Annotated in this window: 11 protein-coding genes and 1 pseudogene; 7 read left to right on the forward strand and 5 right to left on the reverse strand. The window is 69.2% G+C overall.

The genetic code is table 11. The features are described 5' to 3' along the window. Positions 1-45: 45 nt before the first annotated feature. From BLS50_RS16225 to BLS50_RS16235, 3 genes are read right to left on the reverse strand one after another with little or no spacing between them, the layout of a single operon-like run. Positions 46-1,614: an efflux transporter outer membrane subunit gene (locus BLS50_RS16225; RefSeq protein ID WP_074802635.1), complete on the reverse strand. Its 1,569-nt coding sequence runs from the start codon at positions 1,612-1,614 to the stop codon at positions 46-48. Positions 1,615-1,616: 2 nt separating this feature from the next. Continuing rightward, entirely contained in the window at positions 1,617-4,763 is a 3,147-nt protein-coding gene (locus BLS50_RS16230) for an efflux RND transporter permease subunit (protein ID WP_074802636.1), read from the reverse strand. Further along, positions 4,760-5,869: an efflux RND transporter periplasmic adaptor subunit gene (locus BLS50_RS16235; protein WP_074802637.1), complete on the reverse strand. Its 1,110-nt coding sequence runs from the start codon at positions 5,867-5,869 to the stop codon at positions 4,760-4,762. The genes BLS50_RS16230 and BLS50_RS16235 overlap by 4 nt, the downstream gene beginning before the upstream one ends. 188 nt (positions 5,870-6,057) lie before the next feature. Between BLS50_RS16235 and BLS50_RS16240 the strand changes: the two genes are divergently transcribed. After that, on the forward strand, positions 6,058-6,678 hold the full coding sequence (locus tag BLS50_RS16240; protein WP_006475958.1) for a TetR/AcrR family transcriptional regulator: 621 nt from the start codon (positions 6,058-6,060) through the stop codon (positions 6,676-6,678). Between the two features lie 36 nt (positions 6,679-6,714). On the opposite strand, the gene BLS50_RS16245 is transcribed toward BLS50_RS16240, so the two are convergent. Next, positions 6,715-8,448 carry a ClcB-like voltage-gated chloride channel protein gene (locus BLS50_RS16245; protein ID WP_218133158.1) on the reverse strand — a complete coding sequence of 578 codons (1,734 nt, stop codon included), beginning with the start codon at positions 8,446-8,448 and terminating at the stop codon, positions 6,715-6,717. A gap of 115 nt (positions 8,449-8,563) precedes the next feature. Continuing rightward, entirely contained in the window at positions 8,564-9,649 is a 1,086-nt protein-coding gene (locus BLS50_RS16255) for a YeiH family protein (protein WP_074802640.1), read from the reverse strand. 111 nt (positions 9,650-9,760) lie between these two features. Between BLS50_RS16255 and BLS50_RS16260 the strand changes: the two are divergent. From BLS50_RS16260 to BLS50_RS16285, 6 genes and pseudogenes are all read left to right on the forward strand, one after another. Then, positions 9,761-10,348, forward strand: a pseudogene (locus tag BLS50_RS16260) (LysR family transcriptional regulator); the annotation flags it as partial. 232 nt (positions 10,349-10,580) lie between these two features. After that, positions 10,581-11,345: a TIM barrel protein gene (locus BLS50_RS16265; RefSeq protein ID WP_074802642.1), complete on the forward strand. Its 765-nt coding sequence runs from the start codon at positions 10,581-10,583 to the stop codon at positions 11,343-11,345. A gap of 36 nt (positions 11,346-11,381) precedes the next feature. Beyond that, positions 11,382-12,374: a sugar kinase gene (locus BLS50_RS16270; RefSeq protein WP_074802643.1), complete on the forward strand. Its 993-nt coding sequence runs from the start codon at positions 11,382-11,384 to the stop codon at positions 12,372-12,374. 115 nt (positions 12,375-12,489) lie between these two features. Then, positions 12,490-13,770, forward strand: coding sequence for an MFS transporter (locus tag BLS50_RS16275; RefSeq protein ID WP_074802644.1), 1,281 nt, complete (start codon positions 12,490-12,492; stop codon positions 13,768-13,770). A gap of 4 nt (positions 13,771-13,774) precedes the next feature. Beyond that, positions 13,775-14,740 (forward strand): NAD(P)-dependent oxidoreductase, encoded by a 966-nt coding sequence (locus BLS50_RS16280; protein WP_074802820.1) that lies wholly within the window; start codon positions 13,775-13,777, stop codon positions 14,738-14,740. 332 nt (positions 14,741-15,072) lie between these two features. Next, positions 15,073-16,116 (forward strand): LacI family DNA-binding transcriptional regulator, encoded by a 1,044-nt coding sequence (locus BLS50_RS16285; protein ID WP_053526504.1) that lies wholly within the window; start codon positions 15,073-15,075, stop codon positions 16,114-16,116. The last annotated feature ends 14 nt before the right edge of the window (positions 16,117-16,130 follow it).

Genomic DNA, 16,130 nt, shown 5'->3' on the forward strand with positions numbered 1-16,130 from the left:
GCGCGTGGCGGGAATCCGCACGCGCATCCGATCGAAGGGGGCTGGTTATTGCGCCGAAGGGACGGCGGCGTCGGGCGTGGCGGCGCGTGCTTGCGTGCCGGCCGTGCCGTCGCCGGCCGCGTGACCGGTTTTACCGGACTTGTCGTCGTTGCCGGCCGGCGGCGTCCCCATCGCCTGGTAAAGCCGCGCGGTATCCGCGAACCGTGCGCCGGTCGCGCGAATCTCGTCGAGCCGCGCATTGCGGTACTGCAGCTCGCTCGCGCGCGCCGCCGACGGCGGCAGCGCACCGAGCCGCACGCGGGCGGCCGCGTCGTCGTACGCGCCCCGTGCGGACAGCGCGGCGCGCGACGATGCATCGAGCGCCTCCGCGTCGTGCTCGAGCGCCGCAAGCGAATCGGCGACGTTCTGGAACGCGCCGAGCACCGCCTGCTTGTACTGGTCGACCGCGGCCTCGTAGGTCGCCTTCGCCGCGCGGCGCTGGGCGAGCAGCGCGCCGCCATGGAAGATCGGCTGGCTCAGCGACGCGCCGACGTTCCAGATCGCGCCGGCGCCCGACAGCATCGCCGGCCAGCTGAAGCCGCCTTTGCCCATCGCCGCCGACAGCGACAGTTGCGGAAACATCTGCGCGGTCGCGAGGCCGACTTCGGCGGCGGCGGCCTTCAGCCCCGCGTCGGCGGCCTGGATGTCGGGGCGGCTTTGCAGCAGGTCCGACGGCACGACGACGGGCACCTGCTCGGGCAGGTGCAGATCGGTGAGCGCGAGATCGGCCGGCGGCCGGTCGGGCGTGCGGCCGACCAGCACCGCCAGCGCATGGCGCGCCGAGTCGCGCTGCTGGCGCAGCGCGGGCAGGCTCGCGGCGAACGTGTCGGCGCTTTGCCGGGCATTGAGCGCGTCGCTGCGCGAGGCCGAACCGAGCGCATGGCGGCGCTCGGCGTCGTGCGCCTGGTCGTTCGCGAGCGCGACGAGCCGCTCGGTCGTGTCGATCTGCGCATTGAGCACCGACACGGTGATCGACGCGGTCACGATGTTCGCGGCCAGCGCGCGCCGCGCGGATTCGAGCTGGAACGCGCTGACGTCGACGCGTTTCGCGAGCGCGCGGTTCGCGAAGCGCGACACGCCGAACAGGTCGACCGTATAGCTCGCCTGCAGTTGCCCGACGAACGTGTCGTACAGCAGCGTCGGCGCGCCGAGCGCGGGAATCGGCACGCCGAGCGCGCGCTGGCGCGTGGCCTGGCCGACCGCGTCGATCGACGGCAGCATCGAGCTGCCGATCTGCCCGCGCAACTGTTCGCGCGCCGCATCGAGCGAATGCGACGCCGCGCTCAGCGTCGGGCTGTTGCGCAGCCCTTCGTCGACGAGCGCGTTCAGCGCGTCGGAACGGTACTGTTTCCACCAGTCCGGCACCGGCTGCGCGCCGACCTCGAACTGCTGCGCGACGCCTTGTGCGGACACGGTCTGCTCGACTTGCGGCGCGGCGCCGTAGTGCGCGGGCGACGGCATCGCGGGCGGCTCGCCGCTCGGTGCGAACCACGCGCAGCCCGCGAGCGGGCCGGCGATGCTCACCACCGTGAGCGCCCGCACGGCTTTCGTTTTCAGGGTCATCGATCGATCCATGGTCAGACTCCCGACGGCGCGGCAGGCGTGCCGCCTGGCGGCGGGCCGTCCTGCGGGTCGCGTTCGTCGCGCTTCACGCGGAACCACGTCGCGTACAGCGCGGGCAGGTAGAACAGCGTCAGCACGGTTGCGCTCGTGATGCCGCCCATCAGCGCGGTCGCCATCGGCCCGAAGAAGTTCGAGCGCAGCAGCGGGATCAGCGCGAGCACCGCGGCCGCGGCCGTCAGCGTGATCGGCCGGAAGCGCCGCACGGTCGCGCCGATGATCGCGTCGACACGGCCGTGGCCGGCCGCGATGTCCTGCTCGATCTGGTCGACCAGGATCACCGAGTTGCGCATGATGATCCCGAACATCGCGATCACGCCGAGCATCGCGACGAAGCCGAACGGCTGGCCGAACAGCAGCAGCGTCGCGACCACGCCGATCAGCCCGAGCGGGGCGGTCAGCACGACCATCAGCACGCGCGAGAAGCTCTGCAGCTGGATCATCAGCAGCGTGAACACGGCGATCGCCATCAGCGGCATCTGCGCGTTGATCGACTTCTGCGCCTTCGCGCTTTCCTCGACCGAGCCGCCGATGTTGATCTGATAGCCGACCGGCAACTGCGCGCGCAGCGCATTCAGCTTCGCGTCGACCGCATGCGTGACGTCGATGCCCTGGGCGCCGGCGCGCACGTCCGACTGCACGGTGATGGTCGGCTGGCGGTCGCGCTCCCACACGACGCCGTATTCGAGCGTCGGCGTGAAGCGGCCGAGCGAGCCGAGCGGCACGGGGCCGTTCGGCGTCGGCAGCGCGAGGCCCGCGAGCTTGGCCGGATCGACGCGGTCGGCGCGCGGCGCGCGCAGGTCGACGGCGATCAGCTTGTCGCGCTCGCGATACTGCGTGACGGTCGTGCCGGACAGCGTCATCGCGAGGAAGCTCGACACGTCCTGCGACGTGACGTTCAGCTCGCGCGCCTTCTTCTGGTCGAGCTCGAAGCGCACCGAGCGCTCGGCCGGCTCGTCCCAGTCGAACTGCACGTTGACCGTGCGCGCATCGCCGCGCATCGTCGCCGCGACCTTCTCGGCGATCGAGCGGACCGTCGCGATGCTGTCGCCGCTCACGCGGAACTGCACCGGATAGCCGACCGGCGGCCCGTTCTCGAGCCGCGACAGCCGCCAGCGCACGGCCGGGAACGTGTCGCGCAGCGTGGTTTCGAGCCAGGTCGCGAGCTTCTCGCGATCCTCGACCGATTTCGCGGTGATCACGAACTGCGCGAAATTCGGCAGTTGCAGTTGCTGGTCGAGCGGCAGGTAGAAGCGCGGCGCGCCGCTGCCGACGAAGTTCACCGCATGGTCGATTTCGGGCCGCTTGGCGATCGCTTTCTCGAGACGCTCGGTTTCGCGCAGCGTCGCCGCGAACGACGCGCCTTCGGGCAGCCGCAGGTCGACCAGCAGCTCGGGCCGGTCGGAGCTCGGGAAGAACTGCTGCGGCACCAGCGAGAAGCCCATCATCGCGACGACGAACAGGGCGCCCGTGATCAGCAGCACGACGAGGCGCCGTTCGATGCACCAGTCGATCCAGCCGCGCAGCCGCCGGTAGAAGCGCGTATCGTAGATGTCGTGCTCGTGATCGTCGGGCAGGTGCGCCTCGTGCGCGTGCCGCTTGCGCTCGGGCAGCAGGTGGAAGCCCAGCAGCGGGATCAGCACGACGGCCGCGAACCACGACGCGACCAGCGCGATCGCCGACACCTCGAAGATCGAGCGCGTGTATTCGCCGGTGCTCGATTTCGCGAGCGCGATCGGCAGGAAGCCCGACACCGTGACGAGCGTGCCCGTCAGCATCGGGAACGCGGTGCTGGTGTACGCGAATGCGGCGGCGCGGGCGCGGGTATAGCCCTGTTCGAGCTTCACGGCCATCATCTCGACCGCGATGATCGCGTCGTCGACGAGCAGCCCGAGCGCGAGCACGAGCGTGCCGAGCGACACCTTGTGCAGCCCGATGTCGAACAGGTACATGAACAGCGCGGTGACCGCGAGCACGACCGGAATCGAGATCACGACGACCATCCCGGTGCGCAGCCCGAGCGACACGAGGCTCACGACCAGCACGATCGCGACCGCCTCGGCGACGGCTTCGAGGAAGTCGTCGACCGAATGAGCGACCGCGTGCGGCATGCTCGACACCAGCGTCAGCTTGAGGCCGGCCGGCAGTTGCGCCTGCAGGTCCTTCGATTCGGCGTCGAGCGCCTTGCCGAGCCGGATCACGTCGCCGCCCGGCTGCATCGTCACGCCGATGCCGAGCACGGCATGGCCGTTGGTTCGCATCTGCGTGACTTGAGGATCGTCGTAGCCGCGTTTCACGGTTGCGAGATCGCCGAGCCGGAACGTGCGGCCGTTGATGCGGATCAGCGTATTCGCGATCGCATCGACGTTGTCGAACTGGCCGCTCGGCCGCACGAACACGCGATCGTCGGCGGTCGTCAGCACGCCGGCCGACGAGATGTCGTTCTGCGCGTTGATCGCCTGCCCGAGCTGCTGCGGCGAGATGCCGAGGCGCGTGAGCTGCGCGTTGTTGACCTCGATGAAGATCCGCTGGTCGGGGTCGCCGAAATAGTCGACCTTGCCGACGCCCGGCACACGCAGCAGCACGGTGCGCAACTGGTCCGCGTAGTCGTGCAGTTGCGCGGGCGTGAAGCCGTCGCCCTCGAGCGTCCAGATGTTGGTGTAGACGTCGCCGAATTCGTCGTTGAAGAACGGGCCCTGCACGCCGGGCGGCAGCGTATAGCCGATGTCGCCCACCTTCTTGCGGATCTGGTACCAGGTTTCGGGCACGTCCTTCACGGGCGCCGAATCCTTCATCGTGAAGAAGATCAGTGATTCGCCGGGGCGCGAATAGCTGCGCAGGAAGTCGATGGCCGGCGTTTCCTGCAGCTTGCGGCCGATCCGGTCGGTCACCTGTTCCTGCACCTGTCGCGCGCTCGCGCCGGGCCAGAAGGTGCGGATCACCATCACGCGGAACGTGAACGGCGGGTCTTCGGATTGCGCGAGCCGCGTATAGGCGAGGATGCCCGCGAGCGTCGCGAGCGCGATCAGGTAGACGACCAGCGCCTGATGGCGCAGCGCCCAGGCGGACAGATTGAAGCGGCCTTCTTCGCGGGAGACGCTCACGATGCGAAGTCCTCCGGGTGCAGCGGCGCGATCGCGCGCACCTTCTCGCCCGCGCTGACCGTATGCACGCCCTGCAGCACGACGCGCTCGCCCGGCTGCAGCCCGTGCGACACGGTGACGGTGCGCTCGTTGAAGCGCGCGACGTCGACGCGGCGCAACTCGAGCGTGTCGTCCTTGGTGCGCACGATCCAAACGGCCGGATGCGGGCCGTCGTGGAACAGCGCGGTCGCGGGCAGCGTGATCGGCTGCGCGTCGCCGGCGGCCGGCGCGCCGTCGAACGCGACGTCCGCGGTCATGCCGAGCCGGATCGCCGGATCGGGCGTGCCGAGCGTGAGCTTCACGCGGTAGGTGCGGCTCTGCGGATCGGCGGCCGGCGCGATTTCGCGCACCTTCGCGGCGAACTGGCGGCCCGGCAGCGACGGCAGCGTGACGGTGGCCGCATGACCGGGCGCGAGCGACGCGAGCGCGGCCTCGGGCACGTCGCTGACCACGTCGACGTCGCCCGACCACGCGAGCTGGTAGACCGGCTGGCCGGCCGACACGTTCTGGCCGGTATCGGCCTGTTCGGCGGTGATGGTGCCCGCATGATCGGCGACGAGCGTCGCGTAGCGCAGCTGGTTCTTCGCGAGCGCGAGCTGCTGCTGCGCCTGGTCGCGCTGCGCGAGCGCCGACGTGTAGCTGTTCTGCGTCTGTTCGAGTTGCGCGGTCGCGATCAGGTTTTCGCGGGCCTGCGCACGATCGCGGTCGAGCTGTTGCTTCGCGAACGCGAGGCTGTGCGACGCGGCATCGAATTGCGCCTGCGCACTCGCGGCGTTCTTCTCGACGTCGGACGGATCGAGCAGCGCGACGATCTGGCCGACTTTCACCGTATCGCCGAGCCGCACCTTGCGCTCGATGATCTTGCCGGCGATGCGGAACGACAGCGGGGTCGCATAGCGCGGCTGGATGTCGCCGGGCAGCGTGCGTGCGGCCGCGGCGGTGTCGGCCCGCGCGGGCAGCGCGACGACGGGGCGCGGGGCGGGCGGTGCGGATTCTTTCGGATGACAGGCGGCAAGGACGAGCGCGGCGCCGATCAGCAGCGCGGCGCGGGAACCGGAGCGATTCACGAAACCCCCAGGTGAGGTGGAGCGGAACGAAGCCGGCAAGCGCGGCGGGCGCTTGCCCCAAGCGGCGCCGGCAGCGGCGCACACGGAAAGACGGACGACATCTTCAGAAACTGTGGCGAATTCTAATACACACCTGTATCTGAATGCAAAGATGAATCTGAAAGGGAAGGGATGCTAGACTGCGCGGCATGAAACCACAGCGCTTAACTCGCGAGCAGAGCAGGGACCAGACGCGCGAACGTCTGCTGAAAGCCGCGCATCGCATTTTTCTGAAGAAAGGGTATGTGGCCGCGAGCGTCGAGGACATCGCGGCGGCCGCCGGCTACACGCGCGGCGCGTTCTACTCGAATTTCCGCAGCAAGTCCGACCTGTTGCTGGAATTGCTGGAGCGCAACCACGAGGAGGTGCAGGCCGATTTCGTCGCGATTTTCGAAGGGGGCGGCACGCGCGAGCAGATGGAATCGATGTCGCTCGCGTACTACCGGACGCTGTTTCGCGACGACGAATACTCGCTGCTGTGGGGCGAGGCGAAGCTGCAGGCCGCGCGCGACGCGAAGTTCCGCGTGCGCTTCAACCAGTTCCTGCACGGCAAGCGCGTGCAGATGGCCGAATTCATCCAGCGCTTCGCCGAGCGCTCGGGTACGCCGCTGCTGTTGCCGGCCGATACGCTCGCGTTCGGGCTGATGTGCCTGTGCGACGGCGTGCAGTCGTACTACACGGCCGATCCGCAGCACGTGTCGGCCGACGTGGCCGAGTCGGTGCTCGGCGGCTTCTTCGCGCGGGTCGTGCTGGGGCGTGCGCCGGACTGACCGGCGCGGGCGGTGCGAGTGGTGCGGCGACGCGCGTCAGCGTTCGCCGGTCATCCGCCGGTACGCGTCGAGCAGCGACGTCTTGTAGACCACGCCCGCGAGCGTCGGCTCGGCTTCGCTCTCGATTACCGGCAGGCGTTCACCCTGGAACGCCATGAAGCGCTGGAGCGCGGTCGCGAGCGGCATGTCGGGCGTGAGCAGCGGAAACGGCGTGTGCGCGTAGTGCGCGGCCGTCTTGTCGGTCGTGTCGCGCTTGTCGAGCAAGTCGGACGTGATGTCCTTCAACGCGACCGCGCCGCGAAAGCGCCCGGCATCGTCGGTCACGTACAGATACTTCACCGGATATTCGAGAAACACGCGCGTCATGTCGGCGACGCTCGCGGTGAGCGGCACGACCGTCTGCGCGGGCTGGATCAGCTCGCGCATCTGCGTGGTGCGCAGCCGCTGCCGCTCCTGCGCGTCCTGGTAGTGGTGCTGCGTGATTTCGTACATCGACGTCGTGCCCGTCGCGCGCGCGACGAAATACGCGAACACGCACGACACCAGCAGCGGCAGCACGACCTGATAGCTCAGCGTCATCTCGAAGATCATCAGGATCGCCATCAGCGGCGCCTGCGTGGCGCCCGCCATGAACGCACCCATCCCGACGATCGCGTACGCGAAATACGCGGACGTATGGCCGGGCCACAGCGCGTCCATCGCGAGCCCGAACAGCGAGCCGAACACGGCGCCGACGAACAGCGTCGGCGTGAACACGCCGCCGATCGCGCCCGAGCCGGCCGTCGCGGCGGTCGCGATCACCTTGAACACCAGTACCGCGACGAGCGCCTGCCAGGTCCACGGCGAATGGAGGATGTGGTTCACGACGCTGTAGCCGTTGCCCCACACGTCCGGAATCCACACCGAGATCACGCCGACGACGAGGCCGCCGAGCGCGAGCCGCACGGGTAACGGCACCGGCAGCCGCTTGAACTGCGTCTTCGACGCGTCGAGCAGGTGCAGGAACTGTGGCGCGAGCACGCCGCACAGCGCGCCGAGCACGACGAACGGCAGTACCTCGGGGCCGGTCACGGCCGGAAACACCGGCATCTCGTATGGCGGCCGGTAGCCGGCGAATTCGCGCATCACGATGTTCGCGACGACCGACGCGACGACCATCGGCCCGAAGCTCTCCATCGCGATCGTGCCGAGCACGATCTCCGATACGAAGAACGCGCCGGCGATCGGCGCGTTGTACGCGGACGTGATGCCGGCCGCCGCCCCGCACGCGACCAACAGGCGCAGGCGCGGCGGGTCGAAGTGCGCGAAGCGGCCGACGAGCGACGCGGCGAGCGCCGCGAGCTGCACCATCGGGCCTTCGCGGCCGATCGAGCCGCCGCTGCCGATCGTCAGCAGCGACGACACGCTGCGCCACAGGCTCTGCCGTACCGGCACGACGCCGTTGCCGAGCGCGACCGACTCCATGTAGTCGGTCTTGGCGGCCTCCTTGTCGCCGCGCGTCGCGAGCAGCAGCACGCAGCCGGCGAGGAAGCCGCCCGCGGCCGGCATCCAGAACCGCACGTACCACGGCAGGCTCTTGGCCATCTGCACGAAGCTGCCGCTGTGCCCCGAGATCAACCGCTGCATCAGGTCGATGCCCTCGCGGAACGCCATCGTGGCAAAGGCGCCACCGACGCCGACGATGGCCGACCAGATCAGCATCGTATGGGCGTCCGACAGGCGGAACAGCGTTCGGGCGCGAGTGCGCAGCTTCAGCAGGAACGAGAGCACGGCTGAAAGGGGGCGATGGAAAACGACGCGAAGCATAGCACTGCGCCGCGCCTGCGGGACCGCCTCGTGGGGCTTCCCGTCGGGCGCGGCGCGCGAGCCGTCACGGACGTGCGGCTCAGCCAAGCCAGTGCTGCACGGCCCAGGTGATCCCGTAGCCGCCGGCGATCAGCCACACGTTCAGAATCAGGCCGGTCATCAGCGCACGCGGGCCGGCCGCGCGGATCTGCGCGACGCGCGTCTCGATGCCGAGTGCGGTCATGGCCATCGTCAGCGCGAAGGTGTCGAGCACGTTCAGCGTATGCGTGACGTCCGTGGGCAATACGTTCAGCGAATTGACGATCACGAAGCCGAGGAAGCCGAGCGCGAACCACGGCACCGCCACCTTGCGCTGGCGTTGCGTGCCGCCGGCCGTGTCGTGAGCCGAGCGCGCGGAGCGGGACGAACGGGCGAGCCACCAGCCGAGCGCGAGCAGCACCGGCACCAGCAGCATCACGCGCGTCATCTTCACGATCGTCGCGACGTGCACGACCTCCGGGCTGATGTCGCTCGCCGCGCCGACCACCTGCGCGACTTCGTGGATCGTGCCGCCGAAGAACAGGCCGAGGCCGGCCGGATCGAGGTTCAGCAGCCCGGCGTGATAGGCGAGCGGATACAGGAACATCGACAGCGTGCCGAACAGCACGACGCTGCCCACGGCCATCGCGCTCTGGTGCGGCTTCGACTGCAGCGTCGACTCGAACGCGAGCACCGCGGCCGCGCCGCAGATCGCGCTGCCGGCGGCGGTCAGCAGTGCGGCGTCGCGGTCGAGCTTCATCAGCTTCATGCCGACCCAGGTACCGATCGCGAGCGTGCTGACGACGATCAGTATCGACACCGCGAGGCCCGGCAGCCCGACTTGCGCGATTTCCTGCAGGCTTACGCGCAAGCCGAAGAACGCGACCGCGATGCGCAGCAGCTTGCGCGCGGAGAAATTGACGCCGGCCGCCCAGCTGGCCGGCATGCCGTCGCGCAGCGCGTTGCCGTACAGCGCGCCGGCGACGATGCCGACGATCAGCGGCGACAGGCCGAGCCCCGCGATCGCGGGAAGCTCGGACAGGCTCGTGACGGCGGCGGCGAACAGCGCGACGAACAGCACGCCGTTCAACTGGCCGCGCATCGACGGCGCGGCGTGGCTGAGAGGGGGAGTCGGAGCAGTGGACATGGAGCACCGTGATGGAGCGTGTGGCGATGTTGTAATCCTAGTTTCGTTATATCGATATGAAAAATTGTGATTTGTGACATAAACTATCTGGAAAACTGATAATTCATCCCCATGACCCCGGATCAACTGATAACGTTCGCCGCCGTCGCCGAGCATCTGAACATCAGCCGCGCCGCCGTGGCGCTGCATCTGTCGCAGCCGGCCGTGTCGGGCCAGTTGCGGCTGCTGCAGGACGAGTTCGGCGAGCCGCTGTACCAGCGCGACGGCCGCGGCATCCGCCTGACGCCGGTCGGCGAACAGCTCGCGCAGTATGCGAAGGCGCAGCGCGACACGTTCGCGCAGGCGCGTGCGTTTCGCGATGCGGTGCGCGGGCTGGAAGCCGGCACGCTGCGCATCGGCGCGAGCACGACGCCCGCGAGCTACCTGCTGCCGTACCTGATCGCGGCGTTTCAGCCGCACGCGCCGCGTGTGTCGATCCAGACGATGAGCGGCAATACGGCCGACGTGGTCGCGGCGCTGCCGTCGCTCGACATCGCGCTGATCGAAGGGCCGCCCGGCGAGGCGCTGCCGCCGGGCACGGCCGTGCACGCGTGGCACGAGGACGAGATCGTCGCGATCGTGCCGGCCGGCCATCCGCTCGCGGCGCCCGGCTACGACGCGGGCGTGACGCTCGACGCGCTGGCCGCGCATCCGCTCGTGCCGCATGGCGGCGCGCCGTCGCGGGTCGCCGCGCAATTCCTCGAAATGAGTCTCGCGCAGGACCTCGCGTAGGCGCCGACACCGTGCCGGGAACGCGCGTTGCGCGCTGGCGGACGCGTATTCACGGGACAACCTAGCCTTAGGGATTTCCTCTATGGCGTGGGTCCGAAGCGAAGCGCACCATCCGTCTCAAGCAAATGGAACCGGTTCCATTCCGGTGAAAAAGGGCAACATGGCAGACATCGTGATCGTGGCGAGCGCATTCGGGATGGACCGGGTGCGCCAGGAGGGCCACAGTGCATTCATCGCGACCGTGGCGGCATCCGGCGCGACCGGTTTCGAGGTGCGGCGCGAACTGTTCGCGTCGGACGACGATACGGCGCCCGGCGCGCTGGCCGCGCTCGGCGCGCAGATCGTCGGCCACGGACTGTGGTCGGTCTATTCGACCCCCGACTCGCTGTATACGGAAACGGGTGCGCTCGACGTCGACGCCTTGCGCGACGCACTCGCGCAAGCCGACGCACTCGGCGCGCGCTTCGTGAAATTCCAGCTCGGCGGCTTTGCCGGCGACGCGCATGCGGCCGAGATCGTCGCGCTGTCGCGCGGGGCGCGGGCTCGCGTGGTGGTCGAAAACGGCCAGCCCGAGATCGGCGGCGCGTTCGTGCAGTTCCGCGGGCTGTTCGACGCGCTCGCCGATGCCGGCCTGCCCGATGCGCTCGGCATGACGTTCGACATCGGCAACTGGCAGTGGCGCGGCGAAGCGCCGCTCGACTGCGCGCAGGTGCTCGCGCCGCACGTGGAATACATTCATTGCAAGATCATCGAAGGCGAGGGTGCGCGTCGTTTCGCCGTCGCACCGGCGCCGAACGATCCGCTCGTGACCGGCGTGCTCGCGGCGCTGCCGCAGCACGCGCCGCGCGGCATCGAGTTCCCGTTCGACGCGGCCGACCTGGCCGGCGATGCGTGCCGGCGCGTCGCGTGGCTCGCGACCGCGTGACCACGTGACCGCAGCAGGATTCTGAGGAGTTCAGTCATGAAAGCAGCACTCGATGTCGTGACCTACGGCGAAGCGATGGCGATGTTCGTCGCGACGGAGCCCGGCCACCTCGCGCACGCCGGGCAATTCGCGAAGCGGATCGCCGGCGCCGACCTGAATGTCGCGATCGGCCTGTCTCGGCTCGGTTTCCGGGTCGGCTGGATGAGCCGGGTCGGCCGCGATTCGTTCGGCCGCTACGTGCTCGACACGCTGGCGCGCGAGGGCATCGACGCGTCGTGCGTGACCGTCGACCCGCGCTACCCGACCGGTTTCCAGCTGAAGTCGCGCAACGACGACGGCAGCGACCCGACCGTCGAATATTTCCGCAAGGGTTCGGCGGCGAGCCACCTGTCGTGCGACGACTACGTGGCCGACTACGTGCTCGGCGCGCGCCACCTGCACCTGACCGGCGTCGCGCCGGCGATCTCGGCGACGTCGTGCGAACTCGCATTCCGGCTCGCGCGCGAGATGCGTGCGGCGGGCAAGACGATCTCGTTCGACCCGAACCTGCGCCCGACGCTGTGGCCGTCCGCCGACGTGATGGCGAAGACGCTGAATGCGCTCGCGACGCTCGCCGACTGGGTGCTGCCGGGCCTCGCCGAAGGGCGGCAACTCACCGGGCACGACAGGCCGGCCGACATCGCGGGCTTCTATCTCGCGCAGGGCGCGCGCGGCGTCGTGATCAAGCTCGGCGAGCAGGGCGCGTATTTCCGCACGGCCGACGGCCGCGAAGGCACGGTCGCCGGCGAGCGCGTCGACAAGGTCGTCGATACGGTCGGCGCCGGCGACGGCTTCGCGGTCGGCGTGGTCAGCGCGCTGCTCGAAGGGCGCAGCGTCGAGCAGGCGGTCGCACGCGGCAACCGGATCGGTGCGCTCGCGATCCAGGTGATCGGCGATTCGGAAGGATTGCCGACGCGCGACGCGCTCGACCGGCTCGAAAAGATCAGCAATCACGCCGATCGCTTAGAGGAAACCGTCACCGCGCAATGAGAGGCCGGACACGGCACAATCCGCGGATCCATTTCGTGCGCGACGCACAGTAGTTTTGTTCGAGGCCGGGCAGGCGCCAGTGCGCCCACTCCGGTCCATATACGGAGACACTCTCATGGCAGCCAATCTCGCAGCCCGTCGGTGGTGGACGATCATGCCGATCGTCTTCATCACCTACAGCCTCGCTTACCTCGATCGCGCGAACTACGGGTTCGCGGCGGCGGCCGGCATCAACCAGGATCTCGGGATCAGCAAGGGCCTGTCGTCGCTGATCGGCGCGCTGTTCTTCCTCGGTTACTTCTTCTTCCAGATTCCCGGCGCGATCTACGCGGAACGCCGCAGCGTGAAGAAGCTCGTGTTCGTCAGCCTCGTGCTGTGGGGCGGCTGCGCGGCGCTGACCGGCGTGGTCAGCAACATCCCGTCGCTGATGGCGATCCGCTTCGTGCTGGGCGTCGTCGAGGCGGCCGTGATGCCGGCGATGCTGATCTACATCAGCAACTGGTTCACGAAGAACGAGCGCTCGCGCGCGAACACGTTCCTGATCCTCGGCAACCCGGTCACCGTGCTGTGGATGTCGATCGTGTCGGGCTATCTCGTGCATGAATTCGGCTGGCGCCACATGTTCATCGCCGAAGGCGTGCCGGCCGTCATCTGGGCCGTGTGCTGGTGGTTCCTCGTGCAGGACAAGCCGGCCGATTCGCCGTGGTTGAGCGCGCAGGAAAAGCGCGACCTCGACGCCGCGCTCGCGGCCGAGCAGGCGGCGATCAAGCCCGTGCGCAACTATGGCGAGGCGTTCCGTTCGCCGGCAGTGATCAAGCTGTGCGCGCAGTATTTCTGCTGGAGCATCGGCGTGTACGGCTTCGTGCTGTGGCTGCCGTCGATCGTGAAGAACGGTTCCGACCTCGGGATGGTCGCGACCGGCTGGCTGTCCGCGCTGCCGTACCTCGCGGCGACGATCGCGATGCTCGCCGCATCGTGGGCATCCGACAAGGTCGGCTCGCGCCGCGGCTTCGTGTGGCCGTTCCTGCTGGTCGGCGCGGCCGCGTTCGCCGCGTCGTATGCGCTCGGTTCGTCGCATTTCTGGATTTCGTACGCGCTGCTGGTCGTCGCGGGCGCCGCGATGTATGCGCCGTACGGGCCATTCTTCGCGATCGTGCCGGAACTGCTGCCGAAGAACGTCGCCGGCGGCGCGATGGCGCTGATCAACAGCATGGGCGCGCTCGGCTCGTTCGTCGGTTCGTACTTCGTCGGCTACCTGAACGGTGCGACCGGGTCGCCCGTCGCGTCGTACGCATTCATGAGCGCCGCGCTCGTCGCCGCGGTGATCCTCACGCTGTCCGTCAAACCCCAGGCGCACGATGCGCATCCGCTCGCCGCGCCGCTGCAAGGAAAATGAAACGATGAAGCCCCGTATCGTCGCGTACAAGCCGCTGCCCGATGACGTTCTCGCGTACCTGCGCGAGCATGCGGACGTCGTGCAGGCCGACGGCGCCGACGCGCTCGCCGCCGCGCTCGGCGACGCGGACGGCGCGATCGGCGCGAGCCTGAAGGTCACGCCGCAGATGCTCGATCGCGCGCCGCGGCTGAAGGCGTGGTCGACGATCTCGGTCGGCTACGACAATTTCGACGTCGCCGATTTCACGCGGCGCGGCATCGTGCTCGCGCATACGCCGGACGTGCTGACCGAGTCGACGGCCGATACGGTGTTTTCGCTGATCCTGGCCTCCGCGCGGCGCGTGGTCGAACTGGCCGAATGGGTGAAGGCCGGCAACTGGCATCGCAGCATCGGCCCGGACCTGTACGGCACCGACGTGCAGGGCAAGACGCTCGGCATCGTCGGGCTCGGGCGGATCGGCGGCGCGGTCGCGCGCCGCGCGGCGCTCGGCTTCCGGATGCAGGTGCTGTACGCGAACCGGTCCGCGCATGCCGAGGCCGAGACGCAGTACGGCGCGCGGCGCGTGACACTCGACGCGCTGCTCGCGCAGTCCGATTTCGTGTGCCTGCAGGTGCCGCTGTCGCCCGACACGCGCCACCTGATCGGCGCGCCCGAATTCGCGAAGATGAAACGCAGCGCGATCCTGATCAACGCGTCGCGCGGGCCCGTCGTCGACGAAGCCGCGCTGGTCGACGCGCTGCGCGCGGGGACGATCCGCGGCGCGGGGCTCGACGTGTTCGAGAAGGAGCCGCTGCCGGCGGATTCGCCGCTGCTGCTGATGAAGAACGTCGTCGCGCTGCCGCATATCGGCTCGGCGACGCACGAGACGCGCCATGCGATGGCGCGCTGCGCCGCGGAAAACCTCGTCGGCGCGCTGGCCGGCACGCTGCGCACGAATCTCGTCAATCCGGATGCGCTGGCGCACGCCTGAGCCGCCCGAGGCAACCGGCCGGCACGGTGCCGGCGCCGTTAGAGTCGATGATCTTGGTGCCGGAGGGCTGGCTGCGTTATGATCGCCCGCGCTCGTCGTATCGACGGCCGGCCACGCGGCCGGCGGCGTCGCGCGACGGGCATCCGCGCCAGCTCCGGTGCGGCCGACTGCCGTAGCACGCTGCTGGCGGGCGCGGCTCGACCGCGCAGCACCGGGCCAGCGCAGGCGCCGACGCGCCAGGACAGGGGAGGCCGCCGGTTGGCTTACGTTTCCAACAACAAAGGTCCGTCTGCTCACGAAGCGGCGCGGATCGTACGTCGCGAGGCACGACAGTGACCGATACGCAACCTTCCACGACGCGTCCGGCGACGATCAGCGACGTCGCGCGCGAGGCCGGCACGGGCAAGACCAGCGTTTCGCGCTACCTGAACGGCGAGACGCACGTGCTGTCCGTCGATCTGCGCCAGCGGATCGAGGCGGCCATCGCGCGGCTCAACTATCGGCCGAACCAGATGGCGCGCGGGCTCAAGCGCGGCCGCAACCGGCTGCTCGGCATGCTCGCGGCCGACCTGACCAATCCTTACACCGTCGAAGTGCTGCAGGGCGTCGAGGCCGCGTGCCATGCGCTCGGCTACATGCCGCTCATCTGTCACGCGGCGAACGAAGTCGAGATGGAACGCCGCTTCCTGCAGCTGCTCACGACCTACCGCGTCGAAGGGCTGATCGTCAACGCGCTCGGCGCCGAGGAAGACGTGCTGCGCCCGCTGCGCGGTGCCGGCATTCCGGCGGTGCTCGTCGACCGCACGGTCGAGGGCTTCGAGGCCGACCTGATCGGCCTCGACAACACCGACGCGATCGAGACGGCGCTCGCGCATCTGATCGAGCACGGTTTCGACGCGATCCACTTCGTCGTGCAGCCGTTCGAGCAGGTCAGCTCGCGGCGCGTGCGCGAGGCCGCGTTCCGCGCGGCGCTGGCCGCACGCGGGCTGCCGGTGCCGCCGACGGTCGTGCTCGACCTGAACGAACCCGACGCGGCCGCGGCGGCGCTCGCCGACGTCGATGCCCGCATCGACGACGCGGCCCGGCGCGGCGTGCGCGCGGCGCTGTTCGCCGCGAACGCGCCGGTCGCGCTGGCGATCGCGCGCCACCTGCGCGCGCGCTTCGGCGCCGCATGGCAGCAAAAGGCGGCGCTGCTGTCGATCGACGATCCGGAATGGGCCGAGCTGATCGGCATCACGACGATCCGTCAGCCGACCTACGAAATCGGCTACAAGGCCGTCGAATTCGTGCACGAGCGGATCGACGGCGCGGCGGGCGACGTGCGCGTCGCGATGCTGCCCGGCGAGTTGATTGCGCGCGCGTCGACCGCAAGCTGAGTATCATTCGGGGC

The organism is Burkholderia orbicola, assembly GCF_900100915.1.
Classification (GTDB): domain Bacteria; phylum Pseudomonadota; class Gammaproteobacteria; order Burkholderiales; family Burkholderiaceae; genus Burkholderia; species Burkholderia orbicola.

Bases quoted from the DNA above. Each gene is read 5' to 3' on its own strand.
- BLS50_RS16225 (WP_074802635.1), bottom strand. From the start codon at position 1,614: ATGGATCGATCGATGACCCTGAAAACGAAAGCCGTGCGGGCGCTCACG.
- BLS50_RS16240 (WP_006475958.1), top strand. From the start codon at position 6,058: ATGAAACCACAGCGCTTAACTCGCGAGCAGAGCAGGGACCAGACGCGC.
- BLS50_RS16255 (WP_074802640.1), bottom strand. From the start codon at position 9,649: ATGTCCACTGCTCCGACTCCCCCTCTCAGCCACGCCGCGCCGTCGATG.
- BLS50_RS16265 (WP_074802642.1), top strand. From the start codon at position 10,581: ATGGCAGACATCGTGATCGTGGCGAGCGCATTCGGGATGGACCGGGTG.
- BLS50_RS16270 (WP_074802643.1), top strand. From the start codon at position 11,382: ATGAAAGCAGCACTCGATGTCGTGACCTACGGCGAAGCGATGGCGATG.
- BLS50_RS16275 (WP_074802644.1), top strand. From the start codon at position 12,490: ATGGCAGCCAATCTCGCAGCCCGTCGGTGGTGGACGATCATGCCGATC.
- BLS50_RS16280 (WP_074802820.1), top strand. From the start codon at position 13,775: ATGAAGCCCCGTATCGTCGCGTACAAGCCGCTGCCCGATGACGTTCTC.